Genomic DNA, 16,287 nt, shown 5'->3' on the forward strand with positions numbered 1-16,287 from the left:
TTCATTACAGATAGAAGTTACGCACTTGTGTCGTTTGGCTTCCTCACGGTGCGAGATTGAGCCTGCGGCAGCACAGAATGCGCGGCGCGCTCGGTGCTACGCCCTGGCGTTTTTTGCCGCTTGTCAGGCGGCCGGCTTGCTGGCCGAGATAATCGCGTAGAACCACAGCCCGCGCTCGAGCGCCTGGTACTGGCGCAGCGCGCCCACGACATTGCCGTGCTGCATGCGCGTGCGCAGCCGCAGCCCGCGCAGCGCCAGCGCCACCGGGTACGAGAACGCGGTCATGCGGAAGAGCCGGCGCAGCGACGGGCGCGTGTGGGCGGTGACGTCGTCGATGCGCACGCCGGCCAGTCCGGCGGCGGCAGCGTGGCGGGCGTGCTCGTCGCGCGTGTCGATATCGTCGATCGCCCAGCCGGCCAGCCACTGGTGCAGCGTGCGCTCGCCGGCGCCGCCCAGTGGGCGGTCGGCGCGCAGGTACTCGGCGATGATCAGGCGCCCGCCGGGCCGCAGCAGGCGCGCGGCCTCGCGGTAGAACGCGGCTTTCTCGCGGGCGTGGCACAGGCTTTCGAGCGCCCACACCACGTCGAAGCTGGCGTCGGCGAATGGCGCCGCGGTGTAGTCGGCCTGCTCGAAGCGCACCTGGCCGGCCAGGCCGCGCTGTGCAGCGTAGTGCCGGGCGCGCGCCACCTGGCTGGCCACCGGGGTGATACCCGTGACGAGGGCGCCGCGCTGCTTGGCCAGCCACATGCTGCTGCCGCCCACGCCGCAGCCGGCGTCGAGCACGCGCTGGCCTGCAGCGACGCCGGCGCAGTCGGCCAGCACGCGGTTCATGTTTGCCAGCGCGGCGGCATGGCTGCGCGTCTGCTCGTCGAAGTAGCCGAAGTGCACCGAAAGATTCTGGCCATTCAGCCAGAGCATCCGGTAGTCGAGCCATGTTTCGTCGTAGTACGCCACGATATCGTCGGTGGGCGAGGCGGCCCTGCGGCCGTCTGCTGCCAGCTGCTGCTGTGTCATGCGAGCTCCTCTGGTTATTCCTGGCCGGGAAGCAGCCCGATCTGGCGCAGCAGACCGGCGACATCCCAGACGCGTGTATCGGCCACGGCCGCGCCGTTGTGGTAGCGGATCAGGCTGATCCCATTGAAGTTGATCGGCTTGCCGGTTGCCGGTATGCCCATAAACGGCCCCATGTGCGTGCCCGAAAGGCTCCATTCCACCGCCACGGTGCTGCCTTCGGCCACGATCCGCTCGACGCGCACGTGCGAGTCGGGGAAGGCCGCGAAGTGCCGCGCGTAGAGCCCGGCAATCTGGCTGCGCCCCACGGCGGGCCGCGACACCGCCACATCGCGCAGCTCGGCGTTGTCGGCAAAGTAGGCCGCTGCCGCAGCGGCGTCGTGGGTGTTAAACATATCGAAAATAAGCTGGGTGCGCGCTTTGAGGTCGGCGATTGACATAGCCGGCTGCCTTTCGTATTCAGGGTGGCTTCGATGCTCTTGAGCGCATGCTAGCAGGCGGGTCTTATCGGAGTCTTGCGCGGCTCGTAAAATTGCGTGGCTGGTGGCGATTTTGGCTGGGAAACATGAAAAGTGCTACGACATTACGAAGCTGGCGCGCCCGGCCTTTGGCTGTGCGGTTTCTCCGCGCGGAGAAACCGCACGCACAAGCCCTAGATTGCGCGGGGCTGCCTGAAAGGATAGCTTGAATGGCCTTTGCCCCGCGCGCACGCGCTGCTGTTCGGCGCGAAGCTAAGGTGTGAGCCGGGCCAGGTCGCGCGGGAACAGCGTCGTCTCGCGGATGTTTGGCGCCTCGATCAGGCGCGCCACCCAGCGCTCGAGGCCGATGGCGAAGCCGCCGTGTGGTGGCATGCCATGGCGGAACGCCTGCAGGTAGCCGGCGAACGACTCGGCGGGCATGCCGCGCTCGGCCAGCACCGCCAGGTAATCGTCGTAGCGGTGCAGCCGCTGCCCGCCGGACACCAGCTCGAGCCCGCGAAACAGCAAGTCGAAGCCGCGCGAATAGCCTGGCCGCGCCGGGTCGGGGTGGGTGTAGAACGCGCGCTTGGCGGTGGGGTAGCCCCACACGAACAGGAAGTCGGATCCGTGCTCGCGGCTGGCCCACTCGCCCAGCCAGCGCTCGTGGGCCGGCGCCAGGTCGGGCTCGCCGCGCGCGTCGTCGCCGGTGGCCTGGCTGTACAGCTCAAGCGCCTCGGTGAAGTGGATCGCCGGGATGCGCGCCGGCACTGCGGGCAGCGGCCGAGGCAGGGCGCCGATCGTACCAGCCGCCAGCTCGGCCTGGATGGCCGCGACCATGCTTTCGAGCACGCGGTTCAGCAGCTCCATCACGTCGTGGTGATCGCGGATAAACCCCAGCTCGACGTCGAGCGACACAAACTCGTTGATGTGGCGCGGTGTGTCGTGCGGCTCGGCGCGGAAGGCCGGGCCGACCTCGAACACGCGCTCGAACACGCCCACCATAATCTGCTTGTAGAGCTGCGGGCTCTGCGAAAGGTACGCCGGCTGGCCGAAGTAGTCGATACGGAACACATTCGCGCCGCCCTCGGTGGCCGCGCCGACGATCTTGGGCGTCTGGATCTCGACGAAGTCGCGCGCGGCCAGCGCCGCGCGGAAGCCGGCCATCGACACAGCGGCCATGCGGAACAGCCCGCGCTGGCGCGGGTGGCGCAGGCCCACCGGCGCGTTGTCGAGCAGCGTCGGCAGCTGGGCCTTCACTGTCGGCCGGAACAGGTCGAACGGCGGCGGGGCGGCGGCCTCGGCCAGCACCTCGACGGCGGGCGCGTGGATCTCGACGCCGCCGGGCGCCTGCGGCTCGGCCACCACCGTGCCCTCGATCGCCAGCACCGTCTCGGCGCGCAGCGCGGCGAGCCGCGCGCTCAGCGCCGCGTCGTCGATGAAGATCTGCGCTAGGCCCTGGCCGTCGCGGAGGATGAGGAAGCTGAAGTTGCTGAGCAGCCGCAGGCGGTGCAGCCAGCCGGCCACGCGCACGCGCTCGCCAACGTGCGCGCCGAGCTGAGTCGTCCAGACTCGTTCCATGGTGACACCTCTCAAAGCTAAAAAGCCCCCACTCGCCGCGCGGACGAGGGGGACCTTCTCGTGGTGCCACCGCACTTCACCGCCGCCACGAGGTAATGGCGGCAGCCTTGGTGCCTGGTAACGGAGGCAGTCCGGCGGGGCTTACTTGCGGCAATGCTGTGTGGCATGGCCAGCGTTTTTCCCCGCGCTCAGGAGAGTCTTCGCAGCGCTTCGGCGCCGCCATCCCAGCATCGGCGGCTCTCTGGATCCGGTCGTCAGCTGCTACTTTGCTCCATCAACGCTTGTGCACGGCAGCATAGCAGAGCCGTTCGGCTCCGTCAATCGGCCAAAAGAAGGATGCTGGATGCGGCCAAAAGTACCGTGCTGCCGCAGGCAGCATGTACGCCATTCGCTTGATCACTTACACTTTCGTGGGGGTTTGGGGGTGGCGAAGCCGCCCCCAAATTTCTTATTGTGTTGCACGACGTGGCGAAGCCACGTCGTGCAATCGAGAAGTGACCGAGCGAACAGCTATAAGTCCTATTGATATGCCCTGCCCGGCAAAGCCGGGCAGGGCATATCAAACAGAACAGGTTCAGACGGAGTTTGGTATTAGAAGTTATTCCAGAGCGCCTGGTTGTAGACCTCGTGGTGGAACTGGATCTCGCCCGTCTTGATGCGAGTGCCGAGCAGGCGCGGGCAGCGGTCGGCCGAGGCCTGCTTCAGGTCGGCATAGCGCGCGGCCACATCCTCGCCGTACAGCTCCTTGATATACGAGCTGGCGCGGAAGTTATCGATCGCGGTGTAGATATTGTCGGGCAGGTAGCTTTCGGTCTGGCGCACGCCCTCGGTGAGCGGGCCTTCGCTGCCGGTCTTCAGCAGCGTGTAGAGCACCAGGTACGGGTTTGCGTCGGGGCCGACCGAGCGCACCTCGACGCGGGCCGACTTCTCGTTGCCGATCGGGATGCGCACCATCGAGCCGCGGTCGACCGGCGAGGCCTTGATCTGGTTCGGCGCCTCGAAGTGCGGGTCGAGCCGGCGGTATGCGTTCACGCTGGCGTTGAGCGCGAGGCAGATATCGTTAGCGCTGGTGAGGATGCGGTCGATGAACGACCAGCCGTTGTCCGAGAGGCCCTCGGCGCCGGTGCCATAGAACTGGTTCTTGCCGTCCTTGGTGATCGACAGGTTGGTGTGCATGCCGTTGCCGTTCACGCCGGTGACGGGCTTGGGCAGGAAGCTGGCGGTCATATCGAGCGAGTAGGCCACCTGGCGGCAGATCAGCTTGTACAGCACGATCTGGTCGGCGGCGATCGAGGCCTCGGTGTACGAGTAGTTCACCTCGAACTGCGACGGCGCCACCTCGGGGTGATCCTTCTCGTTGGCGAAGCCCATGGCGCGCTGCACCTCGGCGACGGTGTCGATAAACGAGCGCAGTGGGTCGCCCGGCAGCGAGTGGTAGTAGCCGCCCTCGTTGACGAAATCGAACCTTCGGGTCTCGTAGTAGCGGCGCTCGGCGTCGCGGCCCTTGAACAGGAAGCCCTCGATCTCGTTAGCGGCGTTGAAAGTCAGGCCCTGGTTGGTATAGGCGTCGGCGGCGAAGGCCTTGAGGCGGGCGCGCATATCGGCGGAGTAGGCCGAGCCATCTTTCTCGAGCACATCGCCGAACACCAGCACCTTGCCCGAGCCGAAGAAGTCGGCCGGCAGCCAGTAGAACGAGCCCCAGTCTATCGCCAGGCGCAGGTCGGATTCGGCCTGGGCGGTGAAGCCGCGGATCGACGAGCCGTCGAAGGTCAGGTTGTCGTACGATTTGAGCAGGAACTTCTTGTCATAGTCGAGCATGTGCAGGCGGCCTTCCAGGTCGGTAAAGCACACCGTCACCGCCTTGATGCTCTTCTGATCGGTCAGGTAGCGCAGGCGCTCTTCGGCAATCTGGCCGGCCGGCTTGCGCGCCAGCCGCTGCGCCTTGGCCTCTAGGTTCAGCTCCTCAAGCTGGTCATACGGGATCTCGAGGAAATCGCGGAGAGGGGTTGTCATGGTTTCCACACCTTTCAGTAACTAAACCGACCCGTGATATCTGGTGCAGCGCGGCGCGTTTACGTGCGCTCCGCAGCGATCTGACGCCACTCACCGGCATACCGAGCCAGCTGGCGTTCGTCGAGCCGAACACCAAGCCCTGGCTGAACCGGCAGCCGGATAGCACCATTGCGAATGATAACTGGTTGAACGAGCAGGTCGCCGGCGAGCAGTGTGCCGGTGGCGAGGCCACAGGCGGGCGGCGGGGCCGGCAGAGTTGCGGCGAGGTGCAGTGCCGCGGCAACGCCGACACCGCTGTCGATCGTTGTGGTAACGATTGTTTGCATTCCGGCCGCCTGGGCCAGCGCGATGATCGCGCGCCCACGGCGCAGGCCGCCGGCCATCATTGGCTTCAGTACCAGCACGTCGGCGGCGCCGGCCGAGATCACGCGCCGGGCCTGCGCCGGGCCGCCCACCGCCTCGTCGGCGGCGATTGGCGTGCGCACTGCCGCGCGCACCGCGGCCATCCCGGCCAAGTCGCCGGCCGCGACGGGCTGCTCGACCAAGTCGAGGCCATAGCGCTCGGCCGCGCCAATGATTGCGGTAGCCGTGGCGACATCCCAGGCGGCGTTGGCGTCGAGCCGCAGGCGCGGCCCCGGCCCGATCGCCGCGCGCACCGCCGCGATCCGCTCGATCTCGGCGGCGCTGGTTGCGGCCACGCCAACCTTGAGCTTCACGCAGCCAATGCCCGCCTCGACCGCCCGCCGCGCTGCCGCGCATGCGGCGGGTGCATCGGCTGCGCCGATCGCCGCGTTCACCGGCACCGCCTCGGCGGCGCCCGGCGCCAGCCAGCGCGCCAGCGGCAGCCCGGCGGCCTGCGCATCTACGTCGAGCAGCGCGGTGTCGAGGCCGCACAGCGCGGCGGCCATGCCTGGCTGCGCCTCGCCGGCCTGGCCGAGCAGCTCGGCCGCCGCGCCGGGAGTGCGGCCCAGCAGCCCGGGCGCCAGGCGCGCCACGCAGGCCAGCGTGTCGTCGAGCGTGCCGCCGCCGAATGCCGGCAGCGGCGAAGCTTCGCCCAGGCCCTCCAGGCCATTGGCCAGCGCCACGCGAATGATCACACCCGAGCGAACCGTCTCACGGCCATGCGCGGTTGTGAATGCCGCCGCGTATGGTATGTGAAACGGTAACCAGTCGACACGGACTAGACGACTATTCACGGCTTGCCCATGGTGATCCACGTTGGAATAGTATACAAAAGGTTAGCCGCTGGCGTCTTTGTATAAAATGCCGAATATGCGCGAGGTAAATGAGATAAAAATAACAAACCGCCCGGCGCAGGGCTTTACAATCGGGCGGCGCCGCCTGGGGCGCCGGCTCAGGCCGGCAGCAGCAGCCCGATCGCCAGCAGGATGCCGAAGATCATATGTAGGCGCCCGGTGCCGCCAAGCGCGCGGTTGAGCGGGCGGCCCTGCTCGGTGAACACCAGGCGCACCAGCGGCGCCGCAAGTGGCAGCGTCAGCAGCGGCAGCAGCGACCACGGGCCGGCTAGCCCGAGCAGCACGCCAAGCGGCAGCAGCAGGTAGGCGCCGGCCACCAGCACCAGGTACTCGGCGCGGGTGGCGCTGCGGCCGAGCAGCACCGCCAGCGTGTGCTTGCGTGCCGCGCGGTCGGTATCGATGTCGCGCAGGTTGTTCACGACAATAATTGCCGTGACGATCAGCGCTACCGGCAGCGCGGCGAACGCCGCTGCGCCAGGCACCGTGCCCACATGCAGAAACGCGGTGCCGCACACCGCCACCAGCCCGAAAAAGATAAACACGAACACGTCGCCCAGGCCGTTGTAGGCCAGCGGAAACGGCCCGCCGGTGTACAGCACGCCAGCGGCGATCGAGAGCAGGCCGATCAGCAGGATCGGCCACCCGCCGACGAACACCAGGTATACGCCTACCAGCGCGGCCAGCCCGAACACGCCAATCATGGCGTTGCGCACGCGCTCGGGCGCGATCAGGCCGCTCTGGGTTACGCGCACAGGCCCGAGGCGCTCGGCGGTGTCGGCGCCCTTGTGGAAGTCGAAGTAGTCGTTGGCGAAGTTCGTGCCGATCTGGATGAGCAGCGCGGCCAGCAGCGCGGCCACAAACGCCAGCGGCCGAAAGCCCAGCCGGTACACTGCGGCGCTGCCCACCAGCACCGGCACCACCGCGGCCGGCAGCGTCGGCGGGCGGGCGGCCATGATCCAGGCGCGGGCGCGGCTTGGACGAGTAGGAGCAGCTTCAGTCGTCAATGTAGACCTCGGTAGACAGAAGACGAACGACGAATGACGAATGACGAATGACAGAAGACGAATGAAGAATGACAGAAGACGAAGGACGAACGATGAACGACCAAAGACGAGTGCTCGAACATCATGTAGACACTCGTCCGTGGTCGTTCGCCCTTCCACTTATGGAAAGCGGCGGAACTTGCGGAAGTTTGGCCGGCGCTTTTCGAGAAATGCCTTCTTGCCCTCCTGGGCCTCTTCCGAGAGATAGTAGAGCAGCGTGGCATCGCCGGCGAGCTGCTGGAGGCCAGCGTGGCCGTCGGCGGCGGCGTTGATGCTGGCCTTCAGGAAGCGGATCGCCATCGGGCTCTTCTCGAGGATCTCGCGCGCCCACTGCACCGCCTCGTCTTCAAGCCGCTCCAGCGGCACCACCGTGTTCACCAGGCCCATGTCGAGCGCCTGCTGGGCATTGTACTGGCGGCACAGGTACCAGATCTCGCGGGCTTTTTTGTCGCCGACCATGCGCGCCAGCAGGTTCGAGCCGTAGCCGCCGTCGAAGCTGCCGACGCGCGGGCCGGTCTGGCCGAAGACCGCGTTCTCGGCCGCGATCGTCAGGTCGCACACGACGTGAAGCACGTGGCCGCCGCCAATCGCGTAGCCCGCGACCATGGCGATCACCGGCTTGGGCAGGATGCGGATGAGGCGCTGTAGGTCGAGCACATTCAGGCGCGGGATCTTGTCTTTGCCGACATAGCCGCCATCGCCGCGCACGCTCTGGTCGCCGCCCGAGCAGAAGGCTTTGTCGCCGGCGCCGGTGAACAAGATCACGCCGACGCTTTCGTCGTCGCGCGCGCGCGAGAACGCGTCGATCAGCTGCTCGACGGTTTCGGGCCGGAAGGCATTGCGCTTCTCGGGCCGGTTGATCGTGATCTTGGCAATGCCCTCGCCTGCGGCGTCGTGCTCGTAGACGATGTCGGTGTATTCGTGGGCAAGTGTCCACTCAATTGGCATAAGGGGCCTCCTTCTTTGCGCAGCGCTTACGGGCGGCGCTGCATCTCGGCGTCGGGTGAACGCAGGAAATCAGCAACCTGCTCAATAAAAACGTCGGGCTGCTCGAGGTGGATGGCGTGGCCGGCGTCGGGCACGATCGCGAGCCGGGCTCGCGGCATGGCGCCGGCCATGCGGCGGGCAATCGCGCTGTATTTTCCGTCCAGCGCGCCGGCCAGCAGCAGCGCCGGCATGCCCAGCGCGCCAAGCTGCTCCCACAGCGAAGTCTGCCGGCCGGCGCCCATCCCGCGCAGGCTATTGGCGAGGCCGCGCGGGTTGTTGCGCAGCCGCTGGGCGCGCAGCCGGGCGCGAGCCTCGGGCGGCAGCGCGGCCTGGCTGGCCCACAGCGGCAGCTGCTCCCAGTAATCGACGAAGGCAGCCAGCCCTTCGCGCTCGATCGTGTCGGCCAGCGCGTCGTCGGCGGCGGCGCGGGCGGCGCGCTCGTCGGCGCTGGCCAGCCCCGGCGAGGCGCTTTCGAGCACCAGGGCCTCGACGCGCTGCGGGGCCGCGGCGGCCAGCTGCAGCGCCACGCGCCCGCCCATCGAGTAGCCCAGCACGGTGGCCCGCGCGATGTTCAGCTTATCGAGCAGCGCCAGCAGGTCGGCGACGCAGCGCGCCATGCTGTAGCGCGCGGCCCTGGCGGGCGCGCTCGATTTGCCGTGGCCGATCAGGTCGACGGCGATCGAGCGGATGCCTGGCCCGAGCCGGCCAACGAGCGGGCGCCAGGTGGCCGAGCTGCCGGTGAAGCCGTGCAGCATCAGCAGCGGGCGGCCCTCGCCGGCGGCCTCGGCGTACAGGTTGATGTGGTTTATCGATATATCCATAGCTCTGTTTGGCTGGTCAGTCTAGGGCTGGCGCCACGGCGGCGGCCACGCGCGGCCAGATCTCGCGGTGCAGCGCGACATTGCGCGCGCGCTCGGTGGGCACCTCGACGATGTGCAGGCCGTGGCTGCCCACGCCCGCGCTCACGGCAGCGCGAAATGCCTCCCAGCTGTCTACGCGGGTGTAGCGCGCGCCATACATCGCCGCGAGCGGCGCGAAATCGAGCCCGTGCGGTGTTCCGAACAGCGCCTCGAAGTGCTCGGGCTCGGCGGCCTGCGGCAAAAACGAGAAGATCCCGCCGCCGTCGTTGTTCAGCAGAATGATCGTCGCGTCGAGCCCATGCTGGCGCGCGGCCAGCAGCCCGTTCGAGTCGTGGTAGAACGACAGGTCGCCGATCACCAGCACGGTGGGGCCGGCCCCGGCGGCGGCCGCGCCTAGCGCGCTCGAGACCACGCCGTCGATGCCGTTCGCGCCGCGGTTGCCCAGCAGGCGGACGCCACGCCCGCCGGCGAAAAAGGTGTCGAGGTCGCGGATGGGCATGCTGTTGCCGGCGTAGAGCAGCGCGCCGTCGGGCAGCAGCTCGCGCAGCTCGGCGAACACCTTGCCCTCGAACAGCTCGCCAACCTGGCGCATGTAGCCGTCGATGGCCGCGCGGCTGCGCTGCTGCGCCGCCTGCCATGTGCGCGCCCACTCGAGCGCCGTGGTGGGCGGCGCGTGGTCGGCGGGCAGCGCCGCCAGCAGAGCCTCGCACAGCAGGCGGGCGTCGGCGTGCACGATCTGGCTGGCCAGCAGGGTTGGCTCGTTCCAGCCGGCGTCGCCGTCGACGACGATCTGGCGGCAGCCGGGGTGGCGCTGGATGTACTGCAGCAGCGGCTTGGCCACCGGCATTGCGCCAAAGCGCAGCACCAGCTGCGGGGCGTTGCGCTCGGCAAAGGCCGCGTCGCGCAGGAAGGCGTCGTAGCTGTCGACCACCAGCGCGTGCTCGGGCAGGCCGCGCGCGCCCGAGAGCGGGTCGGCCAGCAGCGGGAAGCCCAGCGCCTCCGCCAGCCGCGCGAGCGCCGCAGGTAGCGCCGGGTCGTCCTGCGCGCCGCAGACGATCAGGCCGCGCTCGGCGCTAGCCAGCTCGCCGGCCAGCGCGGCGGCCAGCGCCGGATCGAGCGCGCGCGGGCCAGCGCTCACCGCCACATATGGCTGGCCGCCCGGCCGAGCCTCGGCGGCCTTGGCAGCCAGCGCCGGGTCGGGCAGCAGTGGCTCGCGAAACGGGCAGTTGACGTGCACCGGGCCGGCGGGGCCGCGCCGCGCCGCCGCGACCGCGCGCGCCGCCACCGTGCGGGTGTAGCGCAGCAGATCGGGGGCGGCGTCGGGCTCGGCCATGTCGACGAACCAGCGCGCGTGCTTGCCGAACAGGTCGATCTGGTCGATCGTCTGCGGAGCGCCTACATCGCGCAGCTCGTGTGGGCGGTCGGCGGTGAGCACCACCAGCGGCACGCGCGCGTACGAGGCCTCGACGACGGCGGGCAGGAAGTTGGCTGCGGCGGTGCCCGAGGTGCACACCAGCGCCACCGGCTCGCGCAGGGTTTTCGCAAGCCCCAACGCAAAAAAGCCGGCCGAGCGCTCGTCGATATGCATCCACAGCCGCACGCCGGGCTGGCGCGCGATCGTCAGCGCCAGCGGTGTCGAGCGCGAGCCGGGGCAGACGCAGAAATGCTGCACTCCCGAGCGCGCCAGCTCGTCGATAAATGCGCCGACCGAGGCCGATAGCGCATGTTGTGTTGCAGGAGCAGTCATAATTGTACCGTTCATGGAACAAATCACAGAGGCACGGCCGGGCCGAGCGAATTCGCGCCCGCGTGCCTCTGTGGTAGTTCAGGAAATGCCGCCGAGCACCGAAAGCATTGGGCGCAGCTTCAAGCACGACTCGGCATACTCGCGCTCGGGGTTGGAGCCTGCCACGATGCCGCAGCCGGCAAACAGCACCGCCTGCGAGCCGCGCAGCAGCGCCGAGCGGATGGCCACGGCGAACTCGCCCTCGCCGCGCGCGTCGATCCAGCCGACCGGCGCGGCATACCAGCCGCGATCCATGCCTTCGAACTCGCGGATCATGGCCAGCGCCGGCTCGCGCGGCGTGCCGCCCATTGCCGGCGTGGGGTGCAGCCGCTCGACCAGGTCGAGCAGGTTGCGACCGCGCGACACCCGCCCGACGATCGGCGTGAACAGGTGCTGGATGTTGCGCAACTTCATCAGCGAGATCGCGCCGGTGGTCAGGTGGCCGCCGCACACCTCGGCGAGCGCATCGCAGATCGCGCGCACGACAAACTCGTGCTCGGCGCGGTCTTTCGCGCTGGCCAGTAGCTCGTCGCCCAGCTGGTGGTCGAGCTCGGGCGTGGCGCCGCGGGCGATCGAGCCGGCCAGGCAGCTGGTGCGCACATTCTCGTGGCGCAGGCGCACCAGCCGCTCGGGCGACGCGCCGAGGAAGCAGTGGTCGCCGCGCGCCACCGCGAACAGGAAGCAGTCGGAGTAGCCGACGCGTAGCTGCGCAAGCACGCGCGCCGGGTTGAAGACGCCGCGCCCCTGTACCCGATACTGGCGGGCCAGCACCACCTTGCCCAGCGCGCCACGGCGCAGGTTCTGCTCGACCTCGCGCACGATCGCTTTCCAGGCCTCGGCTTCGGGCACATCTTCGGCGTGGCGCAGCGGGCCGCCAGGCGCGCTCGGCGCGTCTTCGCCCTCGAACAGCTCGTACACGCGCAGCGCGGCCTCGATCTCGGCGGAGAGGGTGCTGTCGGGCGTCAGCACCGCGTTGATCGTCAGCCACGACGCGCCATCGGCGTGGGTGAGCAGGTAGCGCGGCAGCACGAGCAGGCCGTCGGGGAAGGCCGACCACAGCTCGGTGGCCGGGCGCAGCGGGTCGAAGGAGAAGCCGCCCATCAGGATCGGGCCGGTGCCGAGCACGCCAAACGTGTCGTCGATCAGCGCGTCGGCGCACAGGCTGCGCCAGGCGGCTGCGGCATCGGCGAAGCGGTTCGCGCCGGTGGCGGCCAGCGTCCAGGCGGCGTCGACGCCGGCAAGCGTATACTCGCCGCCAGGTGTCGACCAAAACACCCGCTCGGTGGCGATGCGCCCGCCGTGCTCGAAAAAGGCCAGCGGGTCGTGCTGCGGCGCGCGCAGCACGGTGCTCACCAGCACTGGGCGCTGGCGCTCGCAAGCCTTGCGCAGGCCATCGGCCAGCAGCGATTGGAGCCTGCGCTCTCCAATGATGATGGCAGTATCGAGAATCATAAACATGCCTTTCTAGGCAAGCGTACAACTGTAATTGTACCAAAAATCACAACTTTTTCAAGCTTTGCTACACCGCGTCGTTCAGCATCACATAGTGGATGTGATCTTCCCAGGCGCCATTGATCTTGAGGTATTTGCGTGCCATGCCCTCTTCGGCAAAACCAAGCTTCGCGACCACGCGGCGCGAGCGGGCGTTGTGCGGCATCACGTTAGCCTCGATCCGGTGCAGCTTCAGCTCGTCAAAGGCATAGGCGATCGCCCGGCGCAGCGCTTCGGTGATATAGCCCTGGTTGGCGGCGCCAATGTCGATCTTGTAGCCCAGGTGGCACGACTGAAACGCGCCGCGCACAATATTATTGAATCCGAGGTCGCCGACGATCTGCGCCAGGTCGCCGCGCTGGAACAGGTGCAGGCGCAGGCCCTGGCCCGCGGCCAGCTGGGCCATGTCGGCGCGCAGGCGCTCGCGCTGCGCCTCGAGCGTATAGAATGAGTCGGGCGTGAGCGGGTTCCACTCGCGCCAGAACTCGCGGTTGCGCTGATGGTAATCCAGCACCACCGGCGCAAAGGTTTCGTCGAGCACCTTGAGCGTCAGCCGCTCGGTATACAGCTCCAAATTCGCCACCATGATCGGCCTTTCTCGTATGCTACGCGCGGCGCTGCCCGTTGGGATGCAGTATAGCACGGCACTTGACCGCGCATCGCGGCTGCGGTAGAGTCGGCCAGTGCCGGGGTGTGGTAGCGGGTGGCCAGCCAAGCAGCACGGGCAGGTGGCGCCCCGCACGCATTGTCGGTGGAACCGCACAGAGGCAGAGAGCCAGCCGGCGCCTGTGGCTACCTGCCTTGCTAATATCTTTTCTCGATGACAATCACATCTGGGCCGCCGGCCTTCGCCGCGCTGGCCGATTTCCCCCAGCTTCAATTGCAGTGCGGGCCGGCCCTGGCTGCGCAGGCGCGGCGAGCTGCCGAGCGTAACGCAACTGCCGTGCCGCGCCCGGCCGCATTCGCCGCGCTCGCCGCCGAGCTGCGCGGCGGCCGCCTGATCGCGCTCGAGTGCCCGCGTGGCCACGGCGCTACCACGCTGCTGTGCACGCTGGCGGCCGCACGGCGGTATGCGCTCTGGCTGCCAGAAGACGACGCCGGCGCCGGCATGGAAGCGCTGTGCGCGCAGGTGCTGGCGCTGGCCAGGCTGACGCCGAACCTGCTGCCGCCCGCTGCCGGGCGCGACGCGCTGACGCTCGAGCGGCTGCTGACCGAGGCCGGCGCGGCCCGCGCGCCCGACGACCCGCTGGTGGTGCTGGTTGGCCGCCGCCCCGACGAGCAGGCCACGCCGCTGCCGCCGCCGTTTCCCGCGCAGGTGCCGCCGGGTGTGGCGATTGTGCTGGCCTGCGCTCCCGGCGAGGCGCTCCCCCTGCCGGCCGATGCGCGGGTCGGCCTTGCCGCGCCGCCGCCGGAGCTGATCGCCGCCGCGCGCGGGTTCGGCGCCGCGCCCGAACTGGCCGCCGCGATTGCCGAGCGCGCCGGCGGCTCGTTTCTGTACGTGCGGCTCGCCGCCGGGCTATGCGCCAGCGGAACGCTGCTGGCCGCCGATCTGCCGGACGGGCTGGCGGCGCTGCACGCGTGGTGCTGGGGGCGCGCGAACCTGGCCGAGCGCCGGCTTGCGGCGCGGCTGGCCGCCGCCGGCGAGCCGATCGAGCCGGCGCTGCTGGCCAGCGCCGCTGGCGTCGGCGCCGCAGCGCTGGGCGCGTGGGCCAGGCGCTGGCGCGTGCTGCTGGCGATCGAAGGCGGGCGCGTGCGCCTGTACCACCCGGCCACGCTGGCGTTCGTGCAGAAGCAGTCGGGCGATGCGCTGGCTATGTCGCACGCCGCGTATGTGCGGCTGGCGCGCGAGCGGGCTGGCGGCGCGCTCGCGCGCCTGAGCGCGGGCGAGAACCGCTACCTGCTGAACCAGCTGGCTCGCCACGTGGCGCTTGGCCCGCCCGAGGCGCAGGCCGCCGCGCCCGAGCTGGCGACGCGCAGCTGGGCAGTGGCGCGCGAGCGCGTCAGCGGCGGGCTGGCCGAGGCCGCCCAGGATATGGCCTGGCTGCTGCGCGCCAGCGCCGTGGCCGCCGAGCCGCTGGCGCTGGTGCGCCATGCGATGCTGGCCGGGCTGCTGGCGCACCTGGGTCGCCGGCTCGCGCCCGACGCGCCAGCCGAGGCGTTCGAGGCCGCGGTGGCGCAGGGCAGCCCGCGCGAGGCGACCCTGCGCCGGGTGCGCGAAATGCTCGGCCAGGTGGCCGATGGGCCGTCCAAGGCCCAGGCGCTGCGGCGGCTCGGCGAAGTGTGCTACGCGCTGCGCATGCGCGCTTCGGCCATGCGTATGCTTTCCGAGGCACTCGACCTTGAAACGCCGGGGCCATCGCGGCAGTGGCGCGACGAGCGCGAAGAAACGCTGGTGGCGTTCGCGCGCGCGGCGGTCGCGATCGATATGCCGCAGACCGCGCTGGGCATTACCGCGCGGATCAGCCACGCCGAGCGGCGCGGCATGATCGAAACCGAGGTGGTGCGCTGGCTGCTCGAGCGCGGCCAGCGCACGCGCGCCGAAGAGGTGGCCTACGCGATCGGCCATACCGCCATGCACGAGTGGGCTATGGCCGAGGTGGCTGTGGGCCACGCGCGCGCCGGCGACTTTGCGCGCGGCGAAACTGTGCTGGGCACGCTGCGCACCGAGACGGCGATCGCCTGGGCGCGTACCGAGCTGGCCTGCGATGCCGCGCGCCACGGCGTGGCCCATGCACTTGGCCAGCTTGCGCCTATCCAGAACAACGGCTTGCTCGATCGGGCGCTGGCGCTGGTGGCGGTGGCGCTGGCGCTGGGCGGCCACCCCGAAGCGGCTCTCGACGCTGCGCGCGATATCGGCGACCGCGCTATTCGCACACGCGCTTTGATCGATCTGGCTGGCGCGCATCTGCCAAACGCCACCGCAGCGCTGGCGCAGGCCGCCGCCGCCCTGGCCGAGCTGACCGGCGACGAGCGCGCCCCGCTGGTGGCCGAGCTTGCCGCAGCCCACGCGACGTTCGGGCGGCTCGAAGTTGCGCTGCGCACCGCCGAGCTGCTCGACGAGGACGAAGAGCGCGACCGCGCCCAATCGCGCGTGGCGGTGGCGCTGGCCCGTGCCGGCGCGGCCGGCGACGCACGCATCGTGGCCGAGGCGATCGGCGACGACGACGAGCGCGATTGGGCCTTCGACGAGCTGGCGCGCCTGGCGGCGACGCGCGAGGCGTGGGACGAGGCGCTTCAGCTGGCCGGCGAGATTGTGGCCGGCGAGCAGCGCGCACACACGCTTGCCGACCTGGCCATCAGCCAGGCGCGCGCTGGCGCCGCCGCCCAGGCCCACGCCCTGGCGGCGCGGATCGAGCCAGCGGCCGAGCGCCTACGCGCGCTGACGACGATCGCCGCGCCGCTGATCGCCCAGGGCCGGCTGGATGTCGCATACCGCCAGGCCAAGCAGCTGAACGACCCGGATCAGCGCGCGCGCTACCAGGCCGCGCTGGTGGTTGCGCTCGCCGAGCACGGCGATGTTGCCGCCGCCGCCGCGCTGGCCGAGGCGATCGCGCGCCCTGCCGAGCGCATGCGCGCGCTGGCCGGCCTGGCCGCTGCGGCATCTCCGGCGCTGGCTCGGCAGGCGCTGGGCGCGGCATTGCGTATTGCGGCGCCGCAGGGCCGGTCGGAGACCTTCCGCTGCCTGGGCTGGTGTACCGGTACGCTGGCGCGGCTCGGCGGCGCGGATCTGCTGCTCGCCGCCGCTAGCGCCATCGACGAGATCGATAGCTGGTGGGTCTGATATCAAATTCGCTTGATTACTGA

General features: G+C 69.6%; 12 protein-coding genes. 1 reads left to right on the forward strand and 11 read right to left on the reverse strand.

All coding sequences use genetic code 11. The features are described 5' to 3' along the window. Positions 1-123 precede the first annotated feature (123 nt). The 11 genes from U0177_RS18195 to U0177_RS18245 all read right to left on the reverse strand — a co-directional run bounded on the left by U0177_RS18195 (position 124) and on the right by U0177_RS18245 (position 13,066). Positions 124-1,014, reverse strand: a complete 891-nt coding sequence (locus U0177_RS18195) for a methyltransferase domain-containing protein (protein WP_409572075.1) — start codon at positions 1,012-1,014, stop codon at positions 124-126. A 14-nt stretch (positions 1,015-1,028) separates the two neighbouring features. Further along, entirely contained in the window at positions 1,029-1,451 is a 423-nt protein-coding gene (locus U0177_RS18200) for an ester cyclase (RefSeq protein WP_409572076.1), read from the reverse strand. A gap of 291 nt (positions 1,452-1,742) precedes the next feature. After that, positions 1,743-3,047 (reverse strand): aspartate--tRNA(Asn) ligase, encoded by a 1,305-nt coding sequence (gene aspS / locus U0177_RS18205; protein ID WP_409572077.1) that lies wholly within the window; start codon positions 3,045-3,047, stop codon positions 1,743-1,745. A gap of 591 nt (positions 3,048-3,638) precedes the next feature. After that, positions 3,639-5,060 (reverse strand): glutamine synthetase family protein, encoded by a 1,422-nt coding sequence (locus U0177_RS18210; RefSeq protein WP_409572078.1) that lies wholly within the window; start codon positions 5,058-5,060, stop codon positions 3,639-3,641. A 59-nt stretch (positions 5,061-5,119) separates the two neighbouring features. Further along, on the reverse strand, positions 5,120-6,277 hold the full coding sequence (locus U0177_RS18215) for a mandelate racemase/muconate lactonizing enzyme family protein (RefSeq protein ID WP_409572079.1): 1,158 nt from the start codon (positions 6,275-6,277) through the stop codon (positions 5,120-5,122). A 137-nt stretch (positions 6,278-6,414) separates the two neighbouring features. Next, entirely contained in the window at positions 6,415-7,320 is a 906-nt protein-coding gene (locus U0177_RS18220) for a 1,4-dihydroxy-2-naphthoate polyprenyltransferase (RefSeq protein ID WP_409572080.1), read from the reverse strand. A gap of 159 nt (positions 7,321-7,479) precedes the next feature. Beyond that, positions 7,480-8,307, reverse strand: coding sequence for a 1,4-dihydroxy-2-naphthoyl-CoA synthase (gene menB, locus U0177_RS18225; protein ID WP_409572081.1), 828 nt, complete (start codon positions 8,305-8,307; stop codon positions 7,480-7,482). Between the two features lie 26 nt (positions 8,308-8,333). Continuing rightward, positions 8,334-9,167 (reverse strand): 2-succinyl-6-hydroxy-2,4-cyclohexadiene-1-carboxylate synthase, encoded by an 834-nt coding sequence (gene menH, locus U0177_RS18230; protein WP_409572082.1) that lies wholly within the window; start codon positions 9,165-9,167, stop codon positions 8,334-8,336. A gap of 16 nt (positions 9,168-9,183) precedes the next feature. Next, positions 9,184-10,953 carry a 2-succinyl-5-enolpyruvyl-6-hydroxy-3-cyclohexene-1-carboxylic-acid synthase gene (gene menD, locus U0177_RS18235; RefSeq protein WP_409572083.1) on the reverse strand — a complete coding sequence of 590 codons (1,770 nt, stop codon included), beginning with the start codon at positions 10,951-10,953 and terminating at the stop codon, positions 9,184-9,186. Positions 10,954-11,031: 78 nt separating this feature from the next. After that, positions 11,032-12,444 carry an isochorismate synthase MenF gene (locus U0177_RS18240; RefSeq protein WP_409572084.1) on the reverse strand — a complete coding sequence of 471 codons (1,413 nt, stop codon included), beginning with the start codon at positions 12,442-12,444 and terminating at the stop codon, positions 11,032-11,034. Positions 12,445-12,511: 67 nt separating this feature from the next. Further along, positions 12,512-13,066, reverse strand: a complete 555-nt coding sequence (locus U0177_RS18245; protein ID WP_409572108.1) for a GNAT family N-acetyltransferase — start codon at positions 13,064-13,066, stop codon at positions 12,512-12,514. A 237-nt stretch (positions 13,067-13,303) separates the two neighbouring features. On the opposite strand from U0177_RS18245, the gene U0177_RS18250 reads away from it, so the two are divergent. After that, positions 13,304-16,264, forward strand: coding sequence for a hypothetical protein (locus U0177_RS18250; RefSeq protein WP_409572085.1), 2,961 nt, complete (start codon positions 13,304-13,306; stop codon positions 16,262-16,264). Positions 16,265-16,287 lie beyond the last annotated feature (23 nt).

Origin of the sequence: Kouleothrix sp. (assembly GCF_046328425.1) — a bacterium.
GTDB lineage: Bacteria > Chloroflexota > Chloroflexia > Chloroflexales > Roseiflexaceae > Kouleothrix.